Here is a 21,925-nt window from a genome sequence, read left to right on the forward strand (position 1 = left end):
TGATATGATCAAGATTGGCGGGAAAACGATTGGCGCAGGGCATCCCTGCTTCCTGACCTTCGAAGCTGGCCCGACCCATGACGGCGTCGAAAGCGCGAAGGCCCTGATCACCGAGGCGCACAAAGCCGGTGGTGATGCGATCAAGTTCCAGATCCTCGACCCCGATCGTCTGGTTGCCGACCGCAAGCAGCTGTTCACCTATGACGTTCTGGTGGACCGCGAAACCGGCGCGACCGAGACTGTGTCCGAGCCCCTCTATGACATTCTGGCCCGCCGCGCCCTGTCCAAGGACGAATGGCGCGAGGTCAAAGCGCACGCAGACAGCCTTGGGCTGGCGTTCTTTGCCACCGTCGGCTTCGAGGACGAGATTGACCTTTTGGTCGATATCGGCTGCCAGTCGATCAAGATCGCGTCCGCTGACGTGACCCACCTGCCGCTGCTGCGCTATGCGGCGAAAACCGGTGTGTCGCTGCAGATCGACACTGGCAACGCCGGCTTTGGCGAGATCGAAGAAGCCGTGGACGTGATCCGTTCCGAAGGCAACGACCAGATCATCATTCACCATTGCCCCTCGGGCTATCCGGCGCGCTACGACCAAGTGAACCTGCGCGTGGTCGAGAGCCTGCGTCAGTTGTTCCCTGAACTGGCCGTCGCCTATTCGGACCACAACCCCGGTTGGGATCTGGATATCTCGGCGATCATGCTGGGCGCCAACCTGATCGAAAAGACCATCACCTTTGACCGCACCACCCGCTCGGTCGAGCACATCATGTCGCTGGAGCCTCAGGACATGAAGGCGTTCGTCGATGCGATCCGCGCTGTCGAAGCATGCCAAGGCAGCCCGCGCCGCGTGATGGACGCCGAAGCCCGCAAAAAGGCGCTGGCGATCCGTCGTTCGGTGTTCGCGAATGCGGACGCGCCTGCGGGCACCCGTCTGGCCGATCTGGCGGTCGAATTCCGCCGCCCCGGCTATGGCCTGACCCCCAAAGAGTACGAGGCCATGGGCGACACCGTCCTGACCCGTGACGTCAAGGTCGGCGACATGCTGAACGTGAGCGACTTCGCGAAGGCCTGATGCAGCCGATTGCCATAATCCCTGCGCGGGGGGGCTCTAAACGCACCCCGCGCAAGAATATCGCCGATCTGGCGGGGCACCCTTTGCTGAGCTATCCCGTGCGGGCCGCCCAAGAAAGCGGCCTGTTTTCGCGTGTGATCGTCAGCACCGATGATGCCGAGATGGCCGATGTGGCCCTTGCCTATGGTGCCGAGGTATCCATGCGCGGCGCGGGCCTGAGCGACGATGTCGCGCCGGTCAAGGCCGTGTGCGCGGACCTGCTGCGCCAGCTGGATGAGCGACCCGAATGGTTCTGCTGCGTCTATGCGACGGCGGCATTGATCACGTCCGAAGATCTGCGGGCGTCCTATGCGCTGGCCGATGAGGGCTGCGACGGGGTGATGGGGGTCTCGGGCTATCCAATCCATCCCTATAAGGCGATGAAACTGGACGAGGCGGGAAATATGGTGCCCCTCTGGCCCGAGTTGAACATGCTCAAATCGCAGGCCCATCCCCATGTGGCAGCCTCGAACGGGACGCTCTATTGGGTGCGGACCGAGATGTTCATCAAGCAGCCCGATTTCTATCCCGCCCGTCTGCGCGGCTACGAAGTGCCCGCCGAACATGTGCAGGACGTGGACACCCCCGACGATCTGGAGACCTTGCGCCGCAAGTTCGCCCTGAACCGAGGCGAGGCCTGAGCGATGCGCGTGGTGTTCCGAGCGGATTCTTCCCTGACCATAGGGAGCGGCCATGTGGCGCGCTGTTTGACCTTGGCGCAGGAACTGGCGGGTGCAGGGGCCGAGTGCGCCTTTATCTGCCGTGATCTGGACGGAAACCGCATCGGTCTGATCGAAGCGGCGGGGTTCCCTGTGCATCTGCTGCCCTCGCCAAACGGCGGGGACATTGAGTTGCGCACCCATCATTCCGCTTGGGCCGGTGTGGACTGGCGACAGGACGCCGCCGAAACGCGGGCGGTGCTGAACGGGGCAGACTGGCTGGTCTTGGACCACTATGCCTTTGACGCGGAATGGGAAAGGGCGGCCTTGCCCGAGGGCACGCGTCTGCTGGTGATCGACGATCTGGCTGACCGTCCGCACGTCTGCGATCTGCTGATGGACCAAAATCTGGGTCGTCAGGCCGCAGATTATGACGGGCTGGTCCCTGACAGCGCCCGCGTTCTGGCAGGTCCGACCTATGCGCTGCTACGTCCCGAGTTCCGCGATCTTCGGGCCGAGGCTTTGGCACGACGCACCGCCAAGTCGCCTGAACGGCTGATCATCGCTATGGGCGGCGTGGATTTGAACAATGCGACCGGCGATGTGCTGGAGGTTTTGCGCGACTGGTGCACTGATATCAGCGTTTGCGTGGTCATGGGGGGCAAGGCGCCCCATCTGAACACCGTCCGTACCCAAGCGGCGCAGATGCCTTTCAGCTGTGAGGTTGCGGTGGATATCACCGACATCGGCACCCGTATGGCCGCAGCGAATCTGGCCGTTGGCGCGGTGGGTGGGACCACTTGGGAACGCTGTGCCTTGGGCCTGCCGACCCTGATGCTGACCATCGCCGACAACCAGCAACCCGCCGCCGCCGCGATGGACGCCTCTGGTGCGGCGATCTGGGTCGGGGACCAGCGCGACGCCGATTGGAAGGACCGCCTGCGGGCAGGTCTGAACCGGCTGAGGGACGGCGATGCCCTGCTGGCCATGTCCCGCAAAGCCGCCGCGATCTGCGATGGCGCGGGCGCACAAAAGGTCGCCGCAACCCTGAGGGAGTTCTGCCAATGAAGATCGAGATCATCTGCTCTGATCCCAAACATCCGGTTCAGGCGTGGCTCAACGATTGGGTCGCCCGCAATCAGGCGGACCACGATGCGCGGGTCGTGACGTCGGTCAAGATCGCGGAACCGGCGGACCTGCTGTTTCTGGTCTCATGCAGTGAAATCGTGACCGAAGACGTGCGCGCCAAGTACAAGCATTGCTTCGTGCTCCATGCCTCGGACCTGCCGCAGGGCAGGGGGTGGAGCCCCCTTGTCTGGCAGGTGATCGAAGGCCGCACGGAATTTACCCTGTCGATGCTGGACGCCGCCGATCCGGTGGACAGCGGGGCGATCTGGGCCAAGCGGCATTTCCACATTCCGGACCATGCCACCTTCGACGAGATCAACGCAGCGCTCTTCCAGCAGGAAGTCGAGCTGATGGACGACGCGATCCGCATGGTCGAGGCCGGTGCCGCCCCCACGCCCCAATCCGATGAGGGCGTCAGCTACTATCGCCGCCGCACGCCCGCCGACAGCGTGCTGGATACCAGCCAGAGCATCGAACAGGTCTTTGACCGGCTTCGGGTCTGTGATCCCGAACGCTATCCCGCCATTATCGAAATCCGGGGGCACCGCTACAAGCTGAGCCTCGAGAAACTCTCCGCATTGGAGCCGCATGATGAAAACGCTTAATATCTCGATCGACGGAACCGAAATCGGGGTCGGCCAGCCGCCCTATGTGATCGCCGAGCTGTCCGCCAACCACAACGGCAACATCGAGACCGCCAAAAAGATCATCGAGGTCGCCGCGCAATGCGGCGCCAGTGCGGTCAAGTTGCAGACCTATCGTCCCGACACGATCACGCTGAATTCGGATCTGCCCGACTTCAAGATCGAGGGCGGTTTGTGGGACGGACACACGCTCTACAGCCTTTATGAATGGGCGCACACCCCGTGGGACTGGCACAAGCCCCTGTTCGACCATGCGCGCAAGCACAACATCACCATGTTCAGCTCGCCCTTCGATTTCACGGCTGTGGACCTGCTCGAGGACCTGAATGCCCCCGCCTACAAGATCGCCAGCTTCGAGGCCGTGGACCTGCCGCTGATCCGCTATGTGGCATCTACCGGCAAGCCCATGATCATCTCGACCGGCATGGCCGACGCCGAGGAAATCGGCGAAGCGATCGAGGCTGCGCGCTCGGCTGGCTGCAAGGAACTGGTCGTGCTGCACTGCGTGTCCGGTTATCCGGCGCCTGCGTCCGACTACAACCTGCTGACCATGCCCGATATGGCGAAGCGGTTCGGCGTGCTGACCGGTCTGTCGGATCACACGCTGGACAACACCACGGCCATTGCCTCGGTCGCGCTGGGGGGCTGCATGATCGAGAAGCACTTTACCCTTGATCGCACCGGTGGCGGACCTGATGACTCGTTTTCGCTGGAACCGGCAGAATTCAAGGCGCTGGTCGACGGGTCGCGCACCGCTTGGCAGGCGATGGGGCAGGTGGACTATGGCCGCAAATCCAGCGAGACCGGCAACGTCAAATTCCGCCGCTCTCTGTATTTCGTGCAGGACATCCCCGCAGGCGGCGTGATCACCCCCGAGGCCGTGCGCAGCGTGCGCCCCGGTTATGGCGCTGCGCCCAAGCATCTGGAAGCGATCATCGGCCGCCGCGTGGTCGAGGGCGTCGCAGCCAATACTCCGGTCAAGCTGGATAACCTGTCCGACTGATCCCGCCCAAAGGAGGCGCCGATGAAATACCGTGCTGAAATCACGGGGCTGCGTGCCTTTGCCGTGATGCCGGTGATCCTGTTCCATGCGGGTCTGCATGTCATGGGCGGGGGCTTTGTCGGGGTCGATATCTTCTTTGTGCTGTCGGGGTATCTGATCACCTCGATCATCCTGCGGGATATCGAGGACGGGCAGTTTTCCCTGAAGCGGTTCTATCAGCGCAGGGCGCGGCGCATTCTGCCCGCGCTCTATCTGATGCTGGCGGTGACGCTGCCTTTGGCGGCGGTGTTCATGGTGCCCCAGCAGCTTGAGGCCTATGCGCGGTCGCTGGCCGCGACGGTGCTGTTTATCTCGAACGTGCATTTCTGGGACAGCGTGGGGTACTTTGCACTGGACGCCGAACAGATGCCACTGCTGCATACCTGGAGCCTTGCTGTCGAGGAGCAGTTTTATTTCCTGTTCCCTTTGATCCTGCTGGGTCTGGCCCGTTTCGGCCGGCGTGCGGTGCTGATCGGTGCGCTGGTCATGTTCATCCTGTCCTTCCTGCTGAACGAGTGGGGCTGGCGCAACGAGCCAGAGGTGAACTTCTTTTTCACCTTCTCGCGGTTCTGGGAGCTGCTGGCAGGGTCACTCTGCGCCGTGGTTCTGATGGATCGCGCCCCGTGGCGCGGGAATGTGCTGTCGGCAATCGGGCTCGCGATGCTGCTGATCGTGATCGCGCTGCCACCGGTCCTGCCGTGGCCGTCGATGCCCGTGTGGGCGGGCGTTCTGGGAACGGTGCTGATTGTGCTGTTTGCGGGGCAGGGTACTTGGGTTGCGCGGTTCCTGTCTTGGGGGCCGTTCGTATGGATCGGGCTGGTCAGCTATAGCGCCTATCTGTGGCACCAACCGATGTTCGCCTTTGCCCGTTTGATCCCCGTGTTGCAGCCCTCGCCCTTTGTGATGGGCGCGCTGGCGGTAGGGGCCGTCCTGATGGGCTGGCTCAGCTACCGGTTCATCGAGGAACCCATTCGCCGCCGCCGTTTGCCGTGGTTCGAGGCCGGAATGCGCCCCGTTCTGGCGCTGGCCGTGGTGTCGTTTGCTCTATGTGGGGCCGGGTTCGCTGTGTACGGCGCCAAAGGTCTGCCGGACCGGCTGGATGCCCGCGCACAGGCGTGGGCCGCCGATGCCGAACCCAGCGACAACCGCCGCCAATGCCTGTTCGACAAGGACAAAGGGTTGGACGGTCACCCCTATAAACGTTGCATCCAAGGCCCCGAGGGGCAGGCCCCCCGCGTGATGATCCTTGGCGATAGCCATGCCAACGCCATTTCCCCCGCCATTCAAGAGGCCCTGAGCCAGCGGGGGATCGCATCCTATGCGGTGGCCTATTCTGGCTGTGTGGCGCTGCCCGAGATGTTCCGCGTGGACAAGCCCGACAACCATCGCTGCATGGAGTTCAACCGCAACGCCCTTGAATATGCGCGCGAGGCGGGGATCGACACGCTGGTGCTGTCCTCTCGGTTTACGCTCTATTGGAACGGCCACCGGTTTGTGAACGGCGAGGGTGGGTACGAGCCCGGACCACCCCAGTTCATCGACACCGCCGACCATCTGAATGACCGCGGCCGCCTGAATGACGAGGCGCGCCGTGACCGTGTGATCGCCGCCTATGTGGACCGTCTGAATGCCTTGGCGCAGGAGTTCCGCATCGTGCTGGTGGGGCCGATCCCCGAGGCGGGTTGGAACGTGCCCGACACGCTGGTCAAGATGTCCCTGCGGGAATTGGATGACGGGCAGACGAACCTGACCACATCTGCCGCGCAGTACGACGCGCGGAATGGTCGGATCGTGGAGCTGTTCCGCGGCCTGGTCAGCGACCGACTGACGCTGGTCGAGCCGCGCGATGTCTACTGTGATACCGCCGTGCAGGGCCGGTGTCTGAACGATCTGGACGGCGAGTCGCTCTATGTCGATGACGACCACCTGTCCTTCGCAGGGGCGCAGCTTCTGGCGGGGCCGGTGGCGGATGCGGTGCAACAGGCGCTGCGCTAGGCGGTTTCTTTTGACCGGCCATTGCGGTAGCCAACTCAGAACAACTTAGGGGATTTCCATGACCAGATCGGCGCTTTTCCTGTTCGCTCCCAAGTTCCGAGAGTTTGGGGCCGACATCGCCCGCGACTGGGCCGCCCGCGAAGGCGGCGCGATTGTGCATGGCCTCTGCACCGGATCGCGGGACGTGCCCCAAGTGGTGTCGCGCTGTCTGGGGGACTTGGGCGGAGAGATGCATTTTCTGCCCGAACGGGAATTCCAATGGGCCGTGACGCGGCCTGATGCCGAGGTGTTGCAGGCGTTTGACCGGCTCTATCCCGCAGGCACCTATGGGGCGGCGGTCACGTCGGATCGCCGCGTGGGGCGCGGGTATGTGACCAACGGCGGGACGCGGCCCGACCTGTTGGGGGACCTGATGATCGCCGATCCGGTGGATGGTCCGCGCAACTATGTGCTGGGCCTATTCGCCTTTGTCGAAGAGGTGTTCGACCGTGTCCAGCCCGATCTGGTGTTCTGCTACGCAGTGGCAGGTGCGCCTGCGTTTGCGATGTCCGAAGTGGCTGCGCGGCGGGGCATTCCCTTTGTCCGTCTGGCGCCGACGCGGCTGGGGAAACGCTATCTGGTGGATGACAACCGCTGCGGATTTCTGGCCCCTGTGGCGCGGCGCTATGCCAGCGATGCCCCCATTTCCGAGGCCGGTCAGGCAGCTGCGCTGGACCATTTTACCCGCTTTCGCGACCGCCCCGAAGCGCCCGATTACCACAAGTTTTCCCGCGCCAAGCGGTTCGGTCAGGCCCCGTACAAAGAGTTCCTGAAGAACGCCAAATCGGCTTGGAAATCCGCGCTGCCCGGCTATCTGCGCAAAAGCCCCGAGAAGATGGAGCGCGCCCGCCGCAAGTTGTTCGAGGGCGTGATGGCCCTGCGCCGTGGCCGCGCGATGCGTCGGGCCTTTGTCGATCCGGCGACCTTGGCGGGGGACTATGTGTTCTTCCCGCTGCATGTGGCGCCCGAGGCATCGACTATGGTTTTGTCGCCCATGTATACCGACCAGCTGGCGGTGATCGAGGCGCTGACTAAGGCAATTCCGGCCCACACCCGTCTGGTGGTCAAGGAACACATGAACATGCTGGGCCGCCGCCCCGACGGGTTCTACGAAAAGATCGAGAGCTTGCCTGGCGTAATCATGGTCGATCCGCGCACCCCAGGTCTGGACCTGCTACAAGGGGCCGCGCTGACCACCGTGATCACCGGCACTGCCGCGTGGGAGGCGTTCCTGTTGAGCAAGCCCGCGCTGCTGATTGGCGACGCGCAGCATCGCTGCGTGGGGGCAGGGGCCGCGTTCCAGAGCGATTTCGCCGATCTGCCCCAAGCGATCCGCGCCGCGATGAAGATGCAGCCCGCCAGCGACGCGCAAATCCTGCGCTATCTGGGCGCGCTGTTTGACGAAAGCTTCGATCTGTCGACCGAGGTTCTGTGGGGCGATTACCTGAAGACCGACACTGCCCTGCGCGAGGGGACGGTTCAGGCCATCGGGGCCGCGCTGCATCACCGCTTGGCCAGTCTGGGCTAACGCGGCAGAAGCCGGAAAAGAAAAACCCCGCCAGATCGCTCTGGCGGGGTTTTCTGTTTGTTAGGCCAAGCCTTAGTCCATCGCTTTGAAGTTCAGCGCGGCACCGTCCTTGATGCCCGAGAACCAGCGTGCGGTGACGGTTTTGGTCTTGGTGTAGAACTTGAACGCGTCGGGGCCGTACTGGTTCAGGTCGCCGAAGGCCGACTTCTTCCAGCCGCCGAAGCTGAAGTAGGACAGCGGAACCGGGATCGGGAAGTTGATGCCGACCATGCCCACGTTCACGCGGTGTGCGAAGTCACGGGCGGTGTCGCCATCTGCGGTGTAGATCGCGGTGCCGTTGCCGTAGTTGTTGGTCATGATCAGGTCGAGAGCTTCTTCGTAGCTGTCGGTACGAACGGTCGACAGAACGGGGCCAAAGATCTCTTCTTTGTAGATTTCCATGTCCGGGGTCACGTTGTCAAACAGCGACGGGCCACAGAAGAAGCCGTTTTCATAACCCTGCAGGCTGAAATCACGGCCGTCGATGACCAGATTTGCGCCTTGCTCGACACCCGAGGTGATCAGGCTGTTGATGCGGTTCTTGGAGGCTGCGGTGATAACCGGGCCAAAGTCCACGTCGTCGCCTGCGGTGTAGGGCCCGACTTTCAGCTTTTCGATGCGGGGAACCAGCTTCTCGATCAGCTTGTCTGCGGTTTCCTGACCGACAGGAACAGCAACCGAGATCGCCATGCAGCGTTCGCCAGCCGCGCCGTAGCCTGCGCCGATCAGCGCGTCAGCGGCTTTGTCCAGATCCGCGTCGGGCATGATGATCATGTGGTTCTTCGCGCCGCCGAAGCACTGAGCACGCTTGCCGTTGGTTGCTGCGCGGCCATAGATGTACTGTGCGATCGGGGTCGAACCCACGAAGCCAACTGCTTGGATGGTCTCGTTGTCGAGGATGCCGTCAACGACTTCTTTGTCACCGTTGATGACCTGCAGAACGCCCTTGGGCAGGCCTGCTTCGGTCAGCAGTTCGGCCAGACGAAGCGAGGTCGAGGGGCAGCGCTCGGAGGGCTTCAGGATCATGGCGTTGCCGCAAGCAATCGCGGGGGCCATTTTCCACAGCGGGATCATTGCGGGGAAGTTGAAGGGGGTGATACCTGCAACAACACCCAGCGCCTGACGCATCGCATAAAGGTCAATGCCCGGGCCGCCGTTGTCCATGTACTCGCCCTTCAGCAGGCTGGGAGCGCCCATGCAAACTTCGACCACTTCCAGACCACGCTGAACGTCGCCTTTGGCGTCGGGGATGGTTTTGCCGTGCTCTTTCGAGACCAGCTCGGCCAGCTCTTCCATGTGCTCGTTGATCAGGGCACCGAACTTCATCATCACGCGGGCGCGACGCTGGGGGTTGGTGTTGGCCCATGCAACCTGAGCTACGGCCGCGTCTTCGATGGCTTTGTTCAGCTCTTCGATGGTGGCCAGCGGCACTTTGGCCTGAACTTCGCCAGTGGCGGGGTTGTAGACATCGGTGAAACGACCCGAGGTGCCTTTGACCATCTCGCCGTTGATGTAGTGGGTAAGCTCTTGCATTGCGTCCTCCCGGAGTTTTGGTTGAGGGGACAATAGTCTTGCATTAATCCCCTAAACAGAGGAAGTTTTCCAAATTCATTTTGCGCAAATGCAGGTACGCTGATGTCAGTACAATGGGATGACCTAAGGATCTTTTTGGCGGTGGCGCGGGCAGGGGGGCTGACGGGGGCGGGGAACCTGCTGCGCGTCGATCCGGCCACCGTGGGCCGCAGGATCACACGGCTCGAAGAGGCGTTAGAGGCGCCGCTCTTTGCCCGTTCCCCCCAAGGCTACGCCCTGACCGAACGCGGCCAGCGCCTGCTGACCGAAGCTGTGCGGGTCGAGCAGGCCATGGACGCGGCGCTGGAAACCGTCGGTTCGCCAAGCGGCGGGCTGTCGGGGCAAATCCGCATCGGGGCGCCGGATGGCTGCGCGAACTATGTCCTGCCGCAGGTCTGCGCCAAGATCGTCGAGGATAACCCCGACCTCGAGGTGCAGATCGTGGCCTTGCCGCGGGTATTCAACCTGTCGCGGCGCGAGGCGGATATGGCCGTGGGCGTCAGTCGCCCCACCACGGGCCGCCTGACCGTGCAGAAGATCAGCGACTATCACCTGCATCTGGCGGCCTCGGAAAGCTATCTGGCGCAGCATCCGCCGATCCAGTCTCTGGCCGATCTGAAAGGGCACCGGATGGTCGGCTACATTCCTGATATGATTTTTGACAAGGAACTGGATTACCTGACGGAATTGGGGGTCGATCGCGTGAGCCTCGGGTCGAACTCTGTCTCGGTGCAGTTCAACTGGGTGCGGCAGGGGGGCGGCGTCGGGGTGGTCCACGACTTTGCGATTCCCTCGACCACTGGCGTCCGGCGCATTCTACCCGAACTCATTAGTCTAAAGCGAGGTTTCTATCTGATTAGGCATGCAGACGATCGTCGACTTGAACGAATGAACCGCTTCGCCAAACTGGTGGCAGAAGGCGTCCGTAACGAGATTGCCAGACTGGAAGCGAGCGCTTGACAGCATGGGAGATTGCGCAGACGCTCGACTTTAAGAAATTTTATTTCGGGAGGTAGACTATGCTGGTGCAACAAATCCTGAGTTCCAAAGGGCAGCAGGGCGTTTTTACAGTTCAGCCCGAGACGACCGTCTCAGAAGCGATCAAAATTCTGGCCGCCAACCGCATCGGTACGGTGCTGGTGTCCAAAGACGGCAAGCATCCCGACGGCATCCTGTCCGAGCGTGACGTGGTCCGCGAGCTTGCCAACCGTGGCCAATCGGTGCTGGACGAACCTGTTTCCGCGCTGATGACCGCCAATCTGGTGACCTGCGCCAAGGGTTCGCTGACCGAAGAGGTCATGCAGAAGATGACCGATGGCCGCTTCCGCCACATGCCCGTTCTGGAGGATGGCGAAGTGATCGGCGTGATCAGCCTTGGTGACGTCGTCAAGGCGCAATTGAGCCACGTTGCCATGGAGAAAGAAGCCCTAGAAGGGATGATCATGGGCCAATAGTCGCGCCCCCCTTGCATTCTGCGTCGCAATATTGTTGCGTCGCAGAAAAACGGGGGAAGGAGCCACCATGCGCATCGGACTGTATCCGGGAACGTTCGACCCGATCACGCTGGGACACATCGACATCATCCGCCGCGCGTCTGCGCTGGTGGATCGTTTGGTGATCGGTGTCGCCATCAACCGTGACAAAGGCCCGCTTTTCTCGCTGGACGAGCGGGTCGCCATGATCCAGTCGGAATGCGCGGCACTGGCTGCGGAAACCGGCGTCGAGATCATCGCGCATCCTTTCGAAAACCTGCTGATCAACTGTGCCCGCGATGTGGGGGCCCAGCTGATCATTCGTGGCCTGCGGGCTGTGTCGGACTTTGAATACGAGTACCAGATGGTGGGCATGAACCGTCAACTGGATCACTCGATCGAGACCGTGTTCCTGATGGCCGAAGCGCAGCATCAGGCGATCGCCTCCAAACTGGTCAAGGAAATCGCCCGTCTGGACGGTGACGTGACCAAGTTCGTGACCCCCGCCGTGGCGCAGGCCCTGAACGGGAAATACCACGGGGCCTGAGATGGCCCCACTTCCTGACGATTGCTGGAATGCATGGACGCCAGAGTTGCTGGCGAACCGCCTGAGCGACCTTGCCGTGACATGGTACGTTGCGGGCGGTTGGGCGCTGGATCTGTGGCTGGGGCAGAAAACCCGCGATCACGAAGATCTGGAGTTTGTCGTGCGTCCCGCGGAGGCCCCGTTGGTGGCCGCGCATCTGGATGATCTGACATTCTTTGCCGCGCGTCAGGGCACCTTGACCCAAGCGCGCCTCGACCAGCCGATCCCCGAGGATGTCTGGCAGATGTGGGGCGCTGATCTGCGGAACCTGTTGCGCCAGCATCCGGATCACAACTGGATCGCGGCGCTGTAGCCCTTAGCTGGCGGGATCAAACGGGGCCAAGGCGCCGATGGATACAAACCCGTTCAGGATCGCGTCCACGGCCACGGCGGCCAAAATCATCCCCATCACACGGCTTATAATCGAGGCCCCGCCATTCCCGATGATACGGTGAATGGGGTTGGCCAGCAGCATGATGGCAAAGGCCGCCAGAAGCACCACGCTCATGATGCCGGTGGTCATCAGTTGATGGGAAATCGCGTTGCGGTCGTTGTCTGTCAGCACCACAACGGCCAGCATCGCACCGGGCGAGGCGATGGACGGGATCGCCAGCGGGAATATCGCGGTTTCGGTGGTGTCCACGGTGTCGACAGCATCGACTTCGCTCTGGGGTTTGCCTTGACCAAAGATCATGGTCAGCGCGAACAGCAACAGCACGAGGCCACCAGCGATCTGGAAACTGGCCAAACCCAGCCCCAAAGCCTCGAGCACGATCTGCCCTACAACGATAAAAAGAACGAGGACAAGGAAGGCCGTCAGAATGGCCTTGATGGCCGTGCTGCGCCGTTGGGCGGCGGACATCCCTGCCGTGACAGCCAAGAACACGGGCAGGGTGCCAATGGGGTCGATGACGACCCAGAGCGTGATAAGTTCCTGAAGAACAGTCTGGGTCGTAATCAATTCATATCCTTAGCGATTTAGATAAACTTCGCCATCTCCACCGCGGTGTCTGCCATACGGTTCGAGAAGCCCCACTCGTTGTCGTACCAGCTCAGGATACGGCACATGGTGCCTTCCATAACTTTGGTCTGATCCGTAGCAAAGATAGAGCTGTGCGGGTCATGATTAAAGTCCGAGGAGACCAAAGGTTCGTCAGTGACACCCAAAATCCCCTTGAGCGAGCCTGCGGCTGCCTCGTGGATCGCGGCGTTGATCTCTGCAACAGTGGTCGCGCGGGTCGCTTCGAAGGTCAGGTCGACAACCGACACGTTCGGGGTGGGAACGCGGATGGCCACGCCGTCCAGTTTGCCGTTCAGCTCGGGCAGAACCAGACCAACAGCCTTGGCCGCGCCGGTCGAGGTCGGGATCATCGACAGGGCTGCAGCGCGGGCGCGGTACAGGTCCTTGTGCATGGTGTCGAGGGTCGGCTGGTCGCCGGTGTAGCTGTGGATGGTGGTCATGAAGCCTTTGACGATGCCGATCTTGTCGTTCAGCACCTTTGCCACGGGCGACAGGCAGTTGGTGGTGCACGATGCGTTCGACACGATCAGGTCGTCTGCGGTCAGGGACTTGTGGTTCACGCCGTAAACGATGGTCTTGTCTGCGCCGCCAGCGGGGGCCGATACCAGAACGCGCTTCGAGCCGTTCTGCAGGTGCAGGGCAGCCTTTTCGCGGTCGGTGAAGATGCCGGTGCATTCCAGCGCAACGTCCACGTCGCCCCAGGGCAGGTCTTTGGGGTCACGGATCGCGGTGACGCGGATCGGGCCACGACCTGCGTCGATCATGTCCTCGCCGACCGACACGGTGCTGGGGAAGCGGCCGTGCACGCTGTCATACTTTAGCAGGTGGGCATTGGTGGCGACGGGGCCCAGATCGTTGATGGCAACGACCTCGATATCGGTGCGACCCGACTCGATGATCCCACGCAGAACATTGCGGCCGATGCGGCCAAAACCGTTGATGGCGACTTTTACGGTCATTGATTCCTCCCGCGAACAGGTTCGCTGATAACGCTAACAAAGTTAACGCTAACATGGCGATATCGCACGAGATGTCAACCGATCAGGCGAAATCGCCGATCAGCGCCAGAATTCAATGTATTCGATCAGGAGAACGCCCTTTTTGGCTAGGAAAATGGTGCTGCGCCCATCCAAAGCCATCCAGTCATAGCAAAAGGCGCCCAGAATCAGGGCGCCTAGAATCAAACTCAGTCTGTTCGTCACGCGGGAACCGCTCCTTAGTTAAGGAGCTGCCCCATCGCTGCGGCCACGTCGGCCATGCGGCACGAGAAGCCCCATTCGTTGTCGTACCATGCCAGAACGCGCACGGTGCGGCCACCCACAACCTTGGTCTGGTCGGGGGCAAAGATCGACGATTGGGTGGTGTGGTTAAAGTCGATCGAAACCTTGGGCTCGGGATCGTAGCCCAGAACGTGGCCCATGTGGCCAGCAGCAGCTTCGCGAACAATCTCGTTCACGTCTGCTACGGTGACGTCCTTGCCTGCTTCAAAGGTCAGGTCAACGCACGACACGTTCGGGGTGGGAACGCGCATTGCGGTGCCGTCCAGACGACCTTCCAGCTCGGGCAGGACTTCTTTCAGGGCTTTGGCGGCGCCGGTCGAGGTCGGGATCATAGCCATCGCCGCTGCGCGGGCGCGGTACAGGTCCTTGTGACGACGGTCCAGGGTCGGCTGGTCACCGGTGTAGCTGTGGATGGTGGTCATGATGCCGCGCTCGATACCGATCGCGTCGTTCAGAACCTTCGCCAGAGGCGCCAGACAGTTGGTGGTGCACGACCCGTTCGAGATCATACGGTCGCCGGCGATCAGGCTGCGGTGGTTCACGCCGTAAACGATGGTCTTGTCCACGTTGGTCGCGGGGGCCGAGATCAGAACCGACTTCGCGCCGCGATCCAGGTGAACCTTCGACTTGATGCCGTCGTTGAAGTTGCCGGTGCATTCCAGAACAACGTCCACGCCATCCCAGTCCAGCTCTTCGGGGTTGTAGGTCGACATCACGTCGATCGGACCGCGGCCCAGATCCAGAGTGCTGCCGTCTACCTTGACCACACCGCCGAAACGGCCATGCACGCTGTCATACTTCAGCAGGTGCGCGTTGGTCTCGATGGGGCCGGTTGCGTTGATCTTCACAACCTGAACGTCATTGCGTGCGCTTTCCGCGATGTGCGCCAGAGTGCAGCGACCGATGCGGCCAAAGCCATTGATACCAACGGTGATGGTCATAGGTAATCTCCTGAAACCGAGCTGAGGGAGTTAACGGGTGTATGGCCCAACCCGTCCCAATGGGCAAAGAAAATATGGCAAATCTATCAGTATGTTAGCGATAAACTGTGCCCCGCGCACAGGTTTGCGCTAACAGTCAATCGCTAACAGTTCTGCAATGCAGCATCGCCCCGCGCCACCCCGCGAATCCTGCCGGTTTCTTTTTGCTTCAAATACTCACTGCTCGACTCAGCCATCCCTTCACTGACCCAAAAGAAAAGGGCGCCCCACGGGACGCCCTCTCGGTATTCTTGTATCCGAAGTGGATCAGAGCAGGTTCTTGACCTGCTGCGCGACGTTTGCCGCGGTGATGCCGAACTTCTCGTACAGCTCTTCTGCGGGGGCCGAGGCACCAAAGCCGGTCATGCCGACAAACGCTGCCTTGGTCTCGCGGCCGCGCTCACCCAGCAGGTACTTGTCCCAGGGCTGACGGACAGCGGCTTCGACGGCCACGCGGACGGGACCTGCGGGCAGGACCTTCTTGCGGTAACCTTCGTCCTGCGCGTCAAACAGCTCCATGCAGGGCATGGAGACAACGCGGGTGCCGATGCCTTCGGCTTCGAGCAGCTTCTTGGCTTCCATCGCGATCTCGACTTCCGAACCGGTCGCCATGATGATCGCCTGACGCTTGCCCTCGGCTTCGGCCAGAACGTAACCACCCTGAGCGGTCATGTTCTTGAGCTTGTGCTCGGTACGGACGGTGGGCAGGTTCTGACGCGACAGAGCCATCACGGTCGGGGTCGACTTCGAGGTCAGCGCGATTTCCCACGCTTCGGCGGTCTCGACTGCATCTGCGGGACGGATCAGATAGGTGTTCGGGGTCGCGCGGCAGTAGGCCAGATGTTCGACCGGCTGGTGGGTCGGGCCGTCTTCACCCAGACCGATCGAGTCGTGGGTCATGACGTAAACCACCGGAACGCCCATCAGCGCCGACAGACGCATGGAGCCACGGGCATAGTCCGCAAAGCACAGGAAGGTGCCGCCATAGGGGCGGACGCCGCCGTGCAGGGCCATGCCGTTCATCGCAGCGGCCATGCCGTGCTCGCGGATACCGTAGTAAACGTAGCGGCCCTTGCGGTCCTCGGGGGCGAAGACACCCAGATCACCGGTCTTGGTGTTGTTCGAGCCGGTCAGGTCAGCCGAACCGCCGATGGTTTCGGGCGCGATCGGGTTGATGACTTCCAGAGCCATTTCCGACGCCTTGCGGGTCGCAACCTTGGGGGCCTCGTCCGAGATCTGCTTTTTCAGCGCCTTGATGGTCGCCGACAGCTTCTTGGGGGCTTCACCGGTCATGATGCGGGTGAATTCCGCCTGACGGCTGGCCGATGCCTCGGCAAAGCGGCCTTCCCATGCTTCACGCTCGGCCGCGCCGCGGGTGCCGATGGCTTCCCACTGGGCTTTGACGTCTGCGGGGATCTCGAAGGGACCGTAGTTCCAGCCGTACAGAGCCTTGGCAGCCGCCAGCTGGTCCGCGTTTGTCAGAGCGCCGTGGCCCTTGCTAGTGTCTTGCGCAGCGTGACCCAGAGCGATGTGCGTTTTGCACGCGATCATCGAGGGCTTCTTCGAGGTTTTCGCCTTGTTGATGGCCTCGTCGATGGCAACGGGGTCGTGGCCGTCGATTTCCAGCACGTGCCAGCCCGACGCCTTGAAGCGCGCAACCTGGTTGGTGCGGTCGGTCAGATCAACGGTGCCGTCGATGGTGATGTTGTTGTTGTCCCAGAAGACGATCAGCTTCGACAGTTCCTGACGGCCTGCCAGCGCGATGGCTTCTTGGCTGACGCCTTCCATCAGGCAGCCGTCACCCGCGATTACATAAGTGTAGTGGTCGACAATCTTCTTGCCATAGCGGCCGCGCAGCGACGCTTCGGCCATTGCGAAACCGACCGCGTTCGAGATGCCCTGACCCAGCGGGCCAGTGGTGGTCTCGATGCCCTTGGCGTGGCCGTATTCGGGGTGACCTGCGGTGATCGCGCCCCACTGGCGGAAGTTCTTGACCTGCTCGAGGGTCATGTCCTCGTAACCGGTGAGGTACAGCAGGCTGTACATCAGCATCGAACCGTGGCCGGCCGACAGGATGAAGCGGTCGCGGTCAAACCAGTCGGGGTTCTTGGCGTCGAATTTCAGGTGCTTTTCGAACAGAACGGTCGCAACATCGGCCATGCCCATGGGCATACCGGAGTGACCGGAGTTCGCAGCAGCAACGGCATCCAGCGTCAGGGTGCGGATGGCGGTGGCTTTCATCCAGTGTTCAGGGTTCGCGTTGCGGAGGGCTTCGATATCCACGGGCATTTCCTCTGTCAGAAGCGTGTCTGGGCGCTGAATAACAGGGTCCAGCGATAGTTCAACAGGTGTAAACGTGCCTGATCGGCCTAAAAACGCCCAAAGGGGCGCATTTTGGCGGGGATGCGGATAAAGTACCCTGTAGCGACGGTTTCGCGATTCGGCGGGGCCCAAGAGCAGTGTTGTCTCGAAGAAAGGCAAGCGAGAATGACTGAGATCGAGGAACTCCAGCGTCGGATCGTATCGGCGCTCGACCGGATCGGCCAAGGCGTGCAGATGGTTGCTGCCGCACCCAGCGCGGGCGGCTTGCCCGAAGGCGCCATGAGCAAGGTCGATGCGGATACCATGAAGCTGGAGTTGCGGGCCGCGCTGGCCCATAGCGAGGCATTGCAGGACAAGCTGGATGCCGTTCAGGACAAGCTGACCAAGGCAGAGCCGGAGATCACCACCTCGTTGGTGGCCGAGCTCGAAGAGCAGATCGCCAGCCTCAAGGCTGCGAATGCCGAACTGGTGGCCGCCAACACCGCCCTGCGCGAGGCAAACGGTGCCGCCAGCGCCGAGACCGTGGATCAGGGCATGGCCGCAGAACTGACCGCCCTGCGTGCGGAACGCGCCGCCGAGGCGACGGAAATGAAAGCCTTGCTGGCAGTTGTCGAAGGCGCCAACCGCGTTGCCACCCCAGAGGAGAGCGCATAATGCCCCACGTTCAGGTTTCGATCGGCGGACGGTTTTTCGATGTGGCCTGTCAGGCCGGTGAAGAAAGCTATTTGCACAGTGCAGCGGCATTGCTGGACGAAGAGGCGCAAGTGCTGGTCCAGCAGATCGGCCGGATGCCGGAATCGCGGATGCTGCTGATGGCGGGGCTGATGCTGGCGGACAAGGTCGCGGGGGCAGGGGACGCCGCTGCCCTTCAGGCCCGCGTCGCAGAGCTGGAGGCAGAGAATGCCGCGCTCAAGGCCCGTGCACCGGAAACGGTCACCGTCGAGGTCCCCGTGATCCCCGAAGGTCTGACCGAGGCGCTGGCTGCTCTGGCTGGCCGCGCAGAGGCACTGGCAGACGAGGTCGAGGAAAAGGCAACCGCCTGATCCCCGCCGCACCGGACAAAACAAAAGACCCGCCTGTTCAGCAGGCGGGTCTTTGCGTTTCAGCCCTGTGGGGGCCGATTATGCGTTGGCTTCGCGGATCTTGTCTGCGGCCGATTTGTCGAAGGCGATGCCGTTCTCTTCGAACAGGGTGTCCAGTTCGCCCGACAGGGTCATCTCGGTGATGATGTCACAGCCACCAACGAACTCGCCTTTGACGTAAAGCTGGGGGATGGTCGGCCAGTCCGAGAAATCCTTGATGCCCTGACGGATGCCTTCGTCGGCCAGAACGTTCACGTCCTTGTAGTCAACGCCGATGAAGTTCAGGACACCTGCCACGCGGCTCGAGAAACCGCACTGGGGCATCTCTTTGCTGCCCTTCATGTAGAGAACCACGTCGTTGCTTTCGACGGTTTCTTTGATCTGTGCTTGTGCGTCGCTCATTTGACCCTCCTTGAGGTCTTGCGATTGTGGGCCCGGTGATACCGCCGGGCGTAGTCTGCATCATCCGCCTCTGGCGGGATATGAATGTCGGCCTGACTAAAGCTGCCCCCGAGCCAGCTCACACCGCGTTCAAGCGAAGCGTTCTGACGGTGGGACCGTGCCAAGGCCTCGTGATCGACCGCTTCAAGTCCCAATTCGGGCGTTTCTGGCGATCTGGGCTTCGGCTGCCTTCTGGCTAATGGAACATATGTGCGTCGACCCATGACTTTTCCAGCAATGAAAAGGCCAAGCGCCACAGCGATCAGTCCCCAGAAGGTGCCATTATTCATGCAGGCGCGCGCGTGGTCAGCGCCAGCGCGTGCAGCTCTCCGTGCGAGCCGTCCATTTTGCCCTTGAGGGCGGCATAGACCGCACGCTGCTGCTGGACGCGGTTCATCCCGCGGAAGCTTTCGTCCACGACCTCGGCGGCAAAGTGGTTTCCGTCACCGGCAGTGTCGGTGATCTGGATCTTTGCGTCTGGGAACGTTTCGCGCAGCAGGTTTTCGATTTCTTCAGCACGCATTGGCATGTGCTTGTGGCCTCCGTCTTGTACCGAACCCAAGGGTAGGGGCCGCGTGCCCCCTTCGCAAGGGGCACGCTGCTGTAAACACCGATTTGGTAGAGTGTTTTGACGCTTAGCCGAGACGTTCGGCCAGCGCACCGCGGAACTGGGCCGAAAGCTCGGCCAGCGGTGCTGCGATGCCGCCGAACGAAACGGCGTCACCGTGGAATTTACCGACAGACTGAATGGTAACGCCTGCATCCGCAGCAGCCACCATCAGAGCTTCGGCCATGTCGAAGTTGCACGCGATCAGGTAGCGGCCCTGATCCTCGCCGAACAGGGTCGCGGTGTCCGATGCGTCCAGCGAAATACCGACGCCATGGGCTTCGGCCATTTCAAAGGCAGCAACGGCCAGACCACCATCCGACAGGTCCGAACAGGCGCGGATCAGTTCGCGGTTGGCCAGAATGAACTCGCCGTTCTTGCGTTCTGCATCCAGATCGACGTGGGGCGCATCGCCGTCTTCGCGGTTGAAGACTTCGGCCAGCAGGGCCGACTGACCCAGATGACCGGCGGTTTCGCCAACCAGCAGAGCCACGTGGCCTTCGCGCACGTCGCCGCCGATGATGTTGTCCACGTGGTCGATCAGGCCAACCGCACAGATGGTGGGGGTGGGCAGGATCGGCTCGCCGTCGGTTTCGTTATAGAGCGACACGTTGCCCGATACGATCGGGGTGTCCAGCGCCAGACATGCCTCGCCGATACCCTGAATGGCGCCGACGAACTGGCCCATGATCTCGGGCTTTTCGGGGTTGCCGAAGTTCAGGTTGTCGGTGGTTGCCAGCGGCTTCGCGCCAACGGCCACAAGGTTACGGAACGCTTCGGCCACGGCCTGACGGCCACCCTGTACGGGGTTCGCCTTGACGTAGCGCGGGGTTACGTCGCTGGTGAAGGCCAGCACTTTGTTGGTGCCGTGTACGCGGACCAGACCTGCACCGGCACCGGGGGTGCGCAGGGTGTCTGCCATCACCTGAGTGTCGTACTGCTGGTAAACCCACTGACGCGAGCAATAGTTCATCGAGCCGATGATCGCCTTCAGGCCGTCGATCGCGTTCACCTCGGCAACCGGAGCCATCTCGGCTGCGGGGGCGGTGGGAACGTGGGGACGGTCGTATTCCGGTGCGTTGCCCGACAGGGCGCGCAGGGGCAGGTCGGCTTTCACTTCACCCTTGTGGATGATGATGAACTTGTCCTCGGGGATGGTTTCGCCAACGATGGCAAAGTCCAGATCCCACTTGTCGAACACGGCCTTGGCTTCTGCTTCCTTTTCGGGGCGCAGAACCATCAGCATGCGTTCCTGCGATTCCGAAAGCATCATCTCGTAAGCGGTCATGTTGACTTCGCGGCAGGGCACGTCGTCGAGGTTCAGACGGATACCCAGTTCGCCCTTGTCGCCCATTTCCACGGCCGAGCAGGTCAGACCCGCCGCGCCCATGTCCTGGATCGAGATTACAGCACCGGTCTGCATCAGTTCGAGGCAAGCCTCCATCAGACGCTTTTCGGTGAAGGGGTCGCCGACCTGAACGGTGGGACGCTTTTCTTCGATGGTCTCGTCGAATTCTGCCGACGCCATGGTTGCGCCGCCAACGCCGTCACGGCCGGTCTTTGCACCAAGGTAAACCACGGGCATGCCCACGCCGGACGCTGCCGAGTAGAAAATCTTGTCCGCATCCGCGAGGCCCGCCGCAAAGGCGTTGACCAGACAGTTGCCGTTATACGCCTTGTGGAAGCGCAGTTCGCCGCCAACGGTGGGAACGCCAAAGCAGTTGCCGTAACCGCCAACGCCTTCGACAACGCCGTGTACCAGACGCTTGGTCTTGGGGTGGCTCGGTTCACCGAACGACAGCGAGTTCATCGCCGCGATGGGACGTGCGCCCATGGTGAACACATCGCGCAGAATGCCGCCCACGCCGGTCGCCGCACCCTGATAGGGTTCGATGTACGAGGGGTGGTTGTGGCTTTCCATCTTGAAGATGACAGCCTGACCGTCGCCGATATCGACAACGCCAGCGTTCTCGCCCGGGCCACAAATGACCTGCGGGCCAGTGGTGGGCAGCGTGCGCAGCCACTTCTTGGAACTCTTGTACGAGCAGTGCTCGTTCCACATCGCCGAGAAGATCCCGAGCTCGGTAAAGGTGGGCTCGCGGTTCAGGATGCGAAGGATTTCGGCATATTCATCGGGCTTGATACCGTGGGCCTCGATGAGGTCGGGCGTGATCGCCGGCTCTTGCATGGAATAAGTCCCCTTAAGACGGATTGCCGCGCTTTTATGACAGAGATGCCACGGGGAAAAGGGGCTTGGGGGCGCAAAACTGCGCTGAACTGCATTTTCACGTTAATAGAGTGTTCCCGCAGGACGCAGGCCGGTCCCCAGAGCCAGATGCCGTTTGGCCAAAAAAAAGGCCGAGCACTAAGCCCG

The 21,925-nt window shown here is 61.8% G+C and carries 21 protein-coding genes; 13 read left to right on the forward strand and 8 right to left on the reverse strand.

From position 1 onward, the window contains the following. The first annotated feature begins 4 nt into the window (after positions 1-4). Genes HJ536_RS09500 through HJ536_RS09530 form a run of 7 tightly spaced genes read left to right on the forward strand, consistent with a single transcriptional unit; the run spans position 5 to position 8,149 of the window. Complete coding sequence (locus tag HJ536_RS09500; protein WP_177157527.1) at positions 5-1,075, forward strand: N-acetylneuraminate synthase family protein; 1,071 nt, start codon at positions 5-7, stop codon at positions 1,073-1,075. After that, entirely contained in the window at positions 1,075-1,755 is a 681-nt protein-coding gene (locus HJ536_RS09505; RefSeq protein ID WP_177157528.1) for an acylneuraminate cytidylyltransferase family protein, read from the forward strand. The genes HJ536_RS09500 and HJ536_RS09505 overlap by 1 nt, the downstream gene beginning before the upstream one ends. A gap of 3 nt (positions 1,756-1,758) precedes the next feature. Then, positions 1,759-2,841, forward strand: coding sequence for a UDP-2,4-diacetamido-2,4,6-trideoxy-beta-L-altropyranose hydrolase (gene pseG, locus HJ536_RS09510; RefSeq protein ID WP_177157529.1), 1,083 nt, complete (start codon positions 1,759-1,761; stop codon positions 2,839-2,841). Then, entirely contained in the window at positions 2,838-3,506 is a 669-nt protein-coding gene (locus HJ536_RS09515; protein ID WP_177157530.1) for a formyltransferase family protein, read from the forward strand. The genes pseG and HJ536_RS09515 overlap by 4 nt, the downstream gene beginning before the upstream one ends. Continuing rightward, positions 3,493-4,548, forward strand: a complete 1,056-nt coding sequence (gene pseI / locus HJ536_RS09520) for a pseudaminic acid synthase (RefSeq protein WP_177157531.1) — start codon at positions 3,493-3,495, stop codon at positions 4,546-4,548. Before HJ536_RS09515 ends, pseI begins: the two co-directional genes overlap by 14 nt. 21 nt (positions 4,549-4,569) lie before the next feature. After that, the gene (locus HJ536_RS09525; RefSeq protein ID WP_177157532.1) at positions 4,570-6,582 is read left to right on the forward strand and encodes an acyltransferase family protein; all 2,013 of its coding nucleotides are present in this window, start codon (positions 4,570-4,572) and stop codon (positions 6,580-6,582) included. Positions 6,583-6,640: 58 nt separating this feature from the next. Next, on the forward strand, positions 6,641-8,149 hold the full coding sequence (locus HJ536_RS09530) for a hypothetical protein (RefSeq protein ID WP_177157533.1): 1,509 nt from the start codon (positions 6,641-6,643) through the stop codon (positions 8,147-8,149). 72 nt (positions 8,150-8,221) lie between these two features. Here HJ536_RS09530 and HJ536_RS09535 read toward each other — a convergent pair whose 3' ends face one another. Next, a complete protein-coding gene (locus tag HJ536_RS09535; protein ID WP_176853354.1) occupies positions 8,222-9,721 on the reverse strand; it encodes a CoA-acylating methylmalonate-semialdehyde dehydrogenase in 1,500 nt (499 codons plus the stop codon). A gap of 102 nt (positions 9,722-9,823) precedes the next feature. Between HJ536_RS09535 and HJ536_RS09540 the strand changes: the two genes are divergently transcribed. From HJ536_RS09540 to HJ536_RS09555, 4 genes are all read left to right on the forward strand, one after another. Then, entirely contained in the window at positions 9,824-10,720 is an 897-nt protein-coding gene (locus HJ536_RS09540; protein WP_176853353.1) for a LysR family transcriptional regulator, read from the forward strand. A gap of 59 nt (positions 10,721-10,779) precedes the next feature. Further along, positions 10,780-11,214: a CBS domain-containing protein gene (locus tag HJ536_RS09545; RefSeq protein ID WP_177157534.1), complete on the forward strand. Its 435-nt coding sequence runs from the start codon at positions 10,780-10,782 to the stop codon at positions 11,212-11,214. A gap of 67 nt (positions 11,215-11,281) precedes the next feature. Further along, positions 11,282-11,779, forward strand: a complete 498-nt coding sequence (coaD, locus tag HJ536_RS09550; protein ID WP_176853351.1) for a pantetheine-phosphate adenylyltransferase — start codon at positions 11,282-11,284, stop codon at positions 11,777-11,779. A 1-nt stretch (position 11,780) separates the two neighbouring features. Next, positions 11,781-12,131, forward strand: a complete 351-nt coding sequence (locus HJ536_RS09555) for a nucleotidyltransferase domain-containing protein (protein WP_177157535.1) — start codon at positions 11,781-11,783, stop codon at positions 12,129-12,131. 3 nt (positions 12,132-12,134) lie between these two features. Here the strand turns inward: HJ536_RS09555 and HJ536_RS09560 are convergent, their stop codons facing one another. The 4 genes from HJ536_RS09560 to tkt all read right to left on the reverse strand — a co-directional run bounded on the left by HJ536_RS09560 (position 12,135) and on the right by tkt (position 17,382). After that, entirely contained in the window at positions 12,135-12,779 is a 645-nt protein-coding gene (locus HJ536_RS09560; protein WP_194245679.1) for a MarC family protein, read from the reverse strand. 17 nt (positions 12,780-12,796) lie between these two features. Continuing rightward, positions 12,797-13,798, reverse strand: coding sequence for a type I glyceraldehyde-3-phosphate dehydrogenase (gap, locus tag HJ536_RS09565; RefSeq protein WP_177157536.1), 1,002 nt, complete (start codon positions 13,796-13,798; stop codon positions 12,797-12,799). A 257-nt stretch (positions 13,799-14,055) separates the two neighbouring features. After that, positions 14,056-15,060, reverse strand: a complete 1,005-nt coding sequence (gene gap / locus HJ536_RS09570; RefSeq protein ID WP_176853348.1) for a type I glyceraldehyde-3-phosphate dehydrogenase — start codon at positions 15,058-15,060, stop codon at positions 14,056-14,058. 306 nt (positions 15,061-15,366) lie between these two features. Further along, positions 15,367-17,382 (reverse strand): transketolase, encoded by a 2,016-nt coding sequence (tkt, locus tag HJ536_RS09575; protein WP_177157537.1) that lies wholly within the window; start codon positions 17,380-17,382, stop codon positions 15,367-15,369. A gap of 204 nt (positions 17,383-17,586) precedes the next feature. On the opposite strand from tkt, the gene HJ536_RS09580 reads away from it, so the two are divergent. Then, the gene (locus tag HJ536_RS09580) at positions 17,587-18,075 is read left to right on the forward strand and encodes a hypothetical protein (protein ID WP_176853346.1); all 489 of its coding nucleotides are present in this window, start codon (positions 17,587-17,589) and stop codon (positions 18,073-18,075) included. Then, a complete protein-coding gene (locus tag HJ536_RS09585) occupies positions 18,075-18,464 on the forward strand; it encodes a cell division protein ZapA (protein WP_177157538.1) in 390 nt (129 codons plus the stop codon). The genes HJ536_RS09580 and HJ536_RS09585 overlap by 1 nt, the downstream gene beginning before the upstream one ends. A gap of 78 nt (positions 18,465-18,542) precedes the next feature. Here the strand turns inward: HJ536_RS09585 and grxD are convergent, their stop codons facing one another. The 3 genes from grxD to purL all read right to left on the reverse strand — a co-directional run bounded on the left by grxD (position 18,543) and on the right by purL (position 21,739). Continuing rightward, complete coding sequence (gene grxD, locus HJ536_RS09590; protein WP_176853344.1) at positions 18,543-18,905, reverse strand: Grx4 family monothiol glutaredoxin; 363 nt, start codon at positions 18,903-18,905, stop codon at positions 18,543-18,545. Between the two features lie 325 nt (positions 18,906-19,230). Next, positions 19,231-19,473: a BolA family protein gene (locus tag HJ536_RS09595; protein ID WP_176853343.1), complete on the reverse strand. Its 243-nt coding sequence runs from the start codon at positions 19,471-19,473 to the stop codon at positions 19,231-19,233. Positions 19,474-19,579: 106 nt separating this feature from the next. Beyond that, a complete protein-coding gene (purL, locus tag HJ536_RS09600; RefSeq protein ID WP_176853342.1) occupies positions 19,580-21,739 on the reverse strand; it encodes a phosphoribosylformylglycinamidine synthase subunit PurL in 2,160 nt (719 codons plus the stop codon). Positions 21,740-21,925: the final 186 nt, after the last annotated feature.

Source organism: Donghicola mangrovi (genome assembly GCF_013377535.1).
GTDB lineage: Bacteria > Pseudomonadota > Alphaproteobacteria > Rhodobacterales > Rhodobacteraceae > Donghicola > Donghicola mangrovi.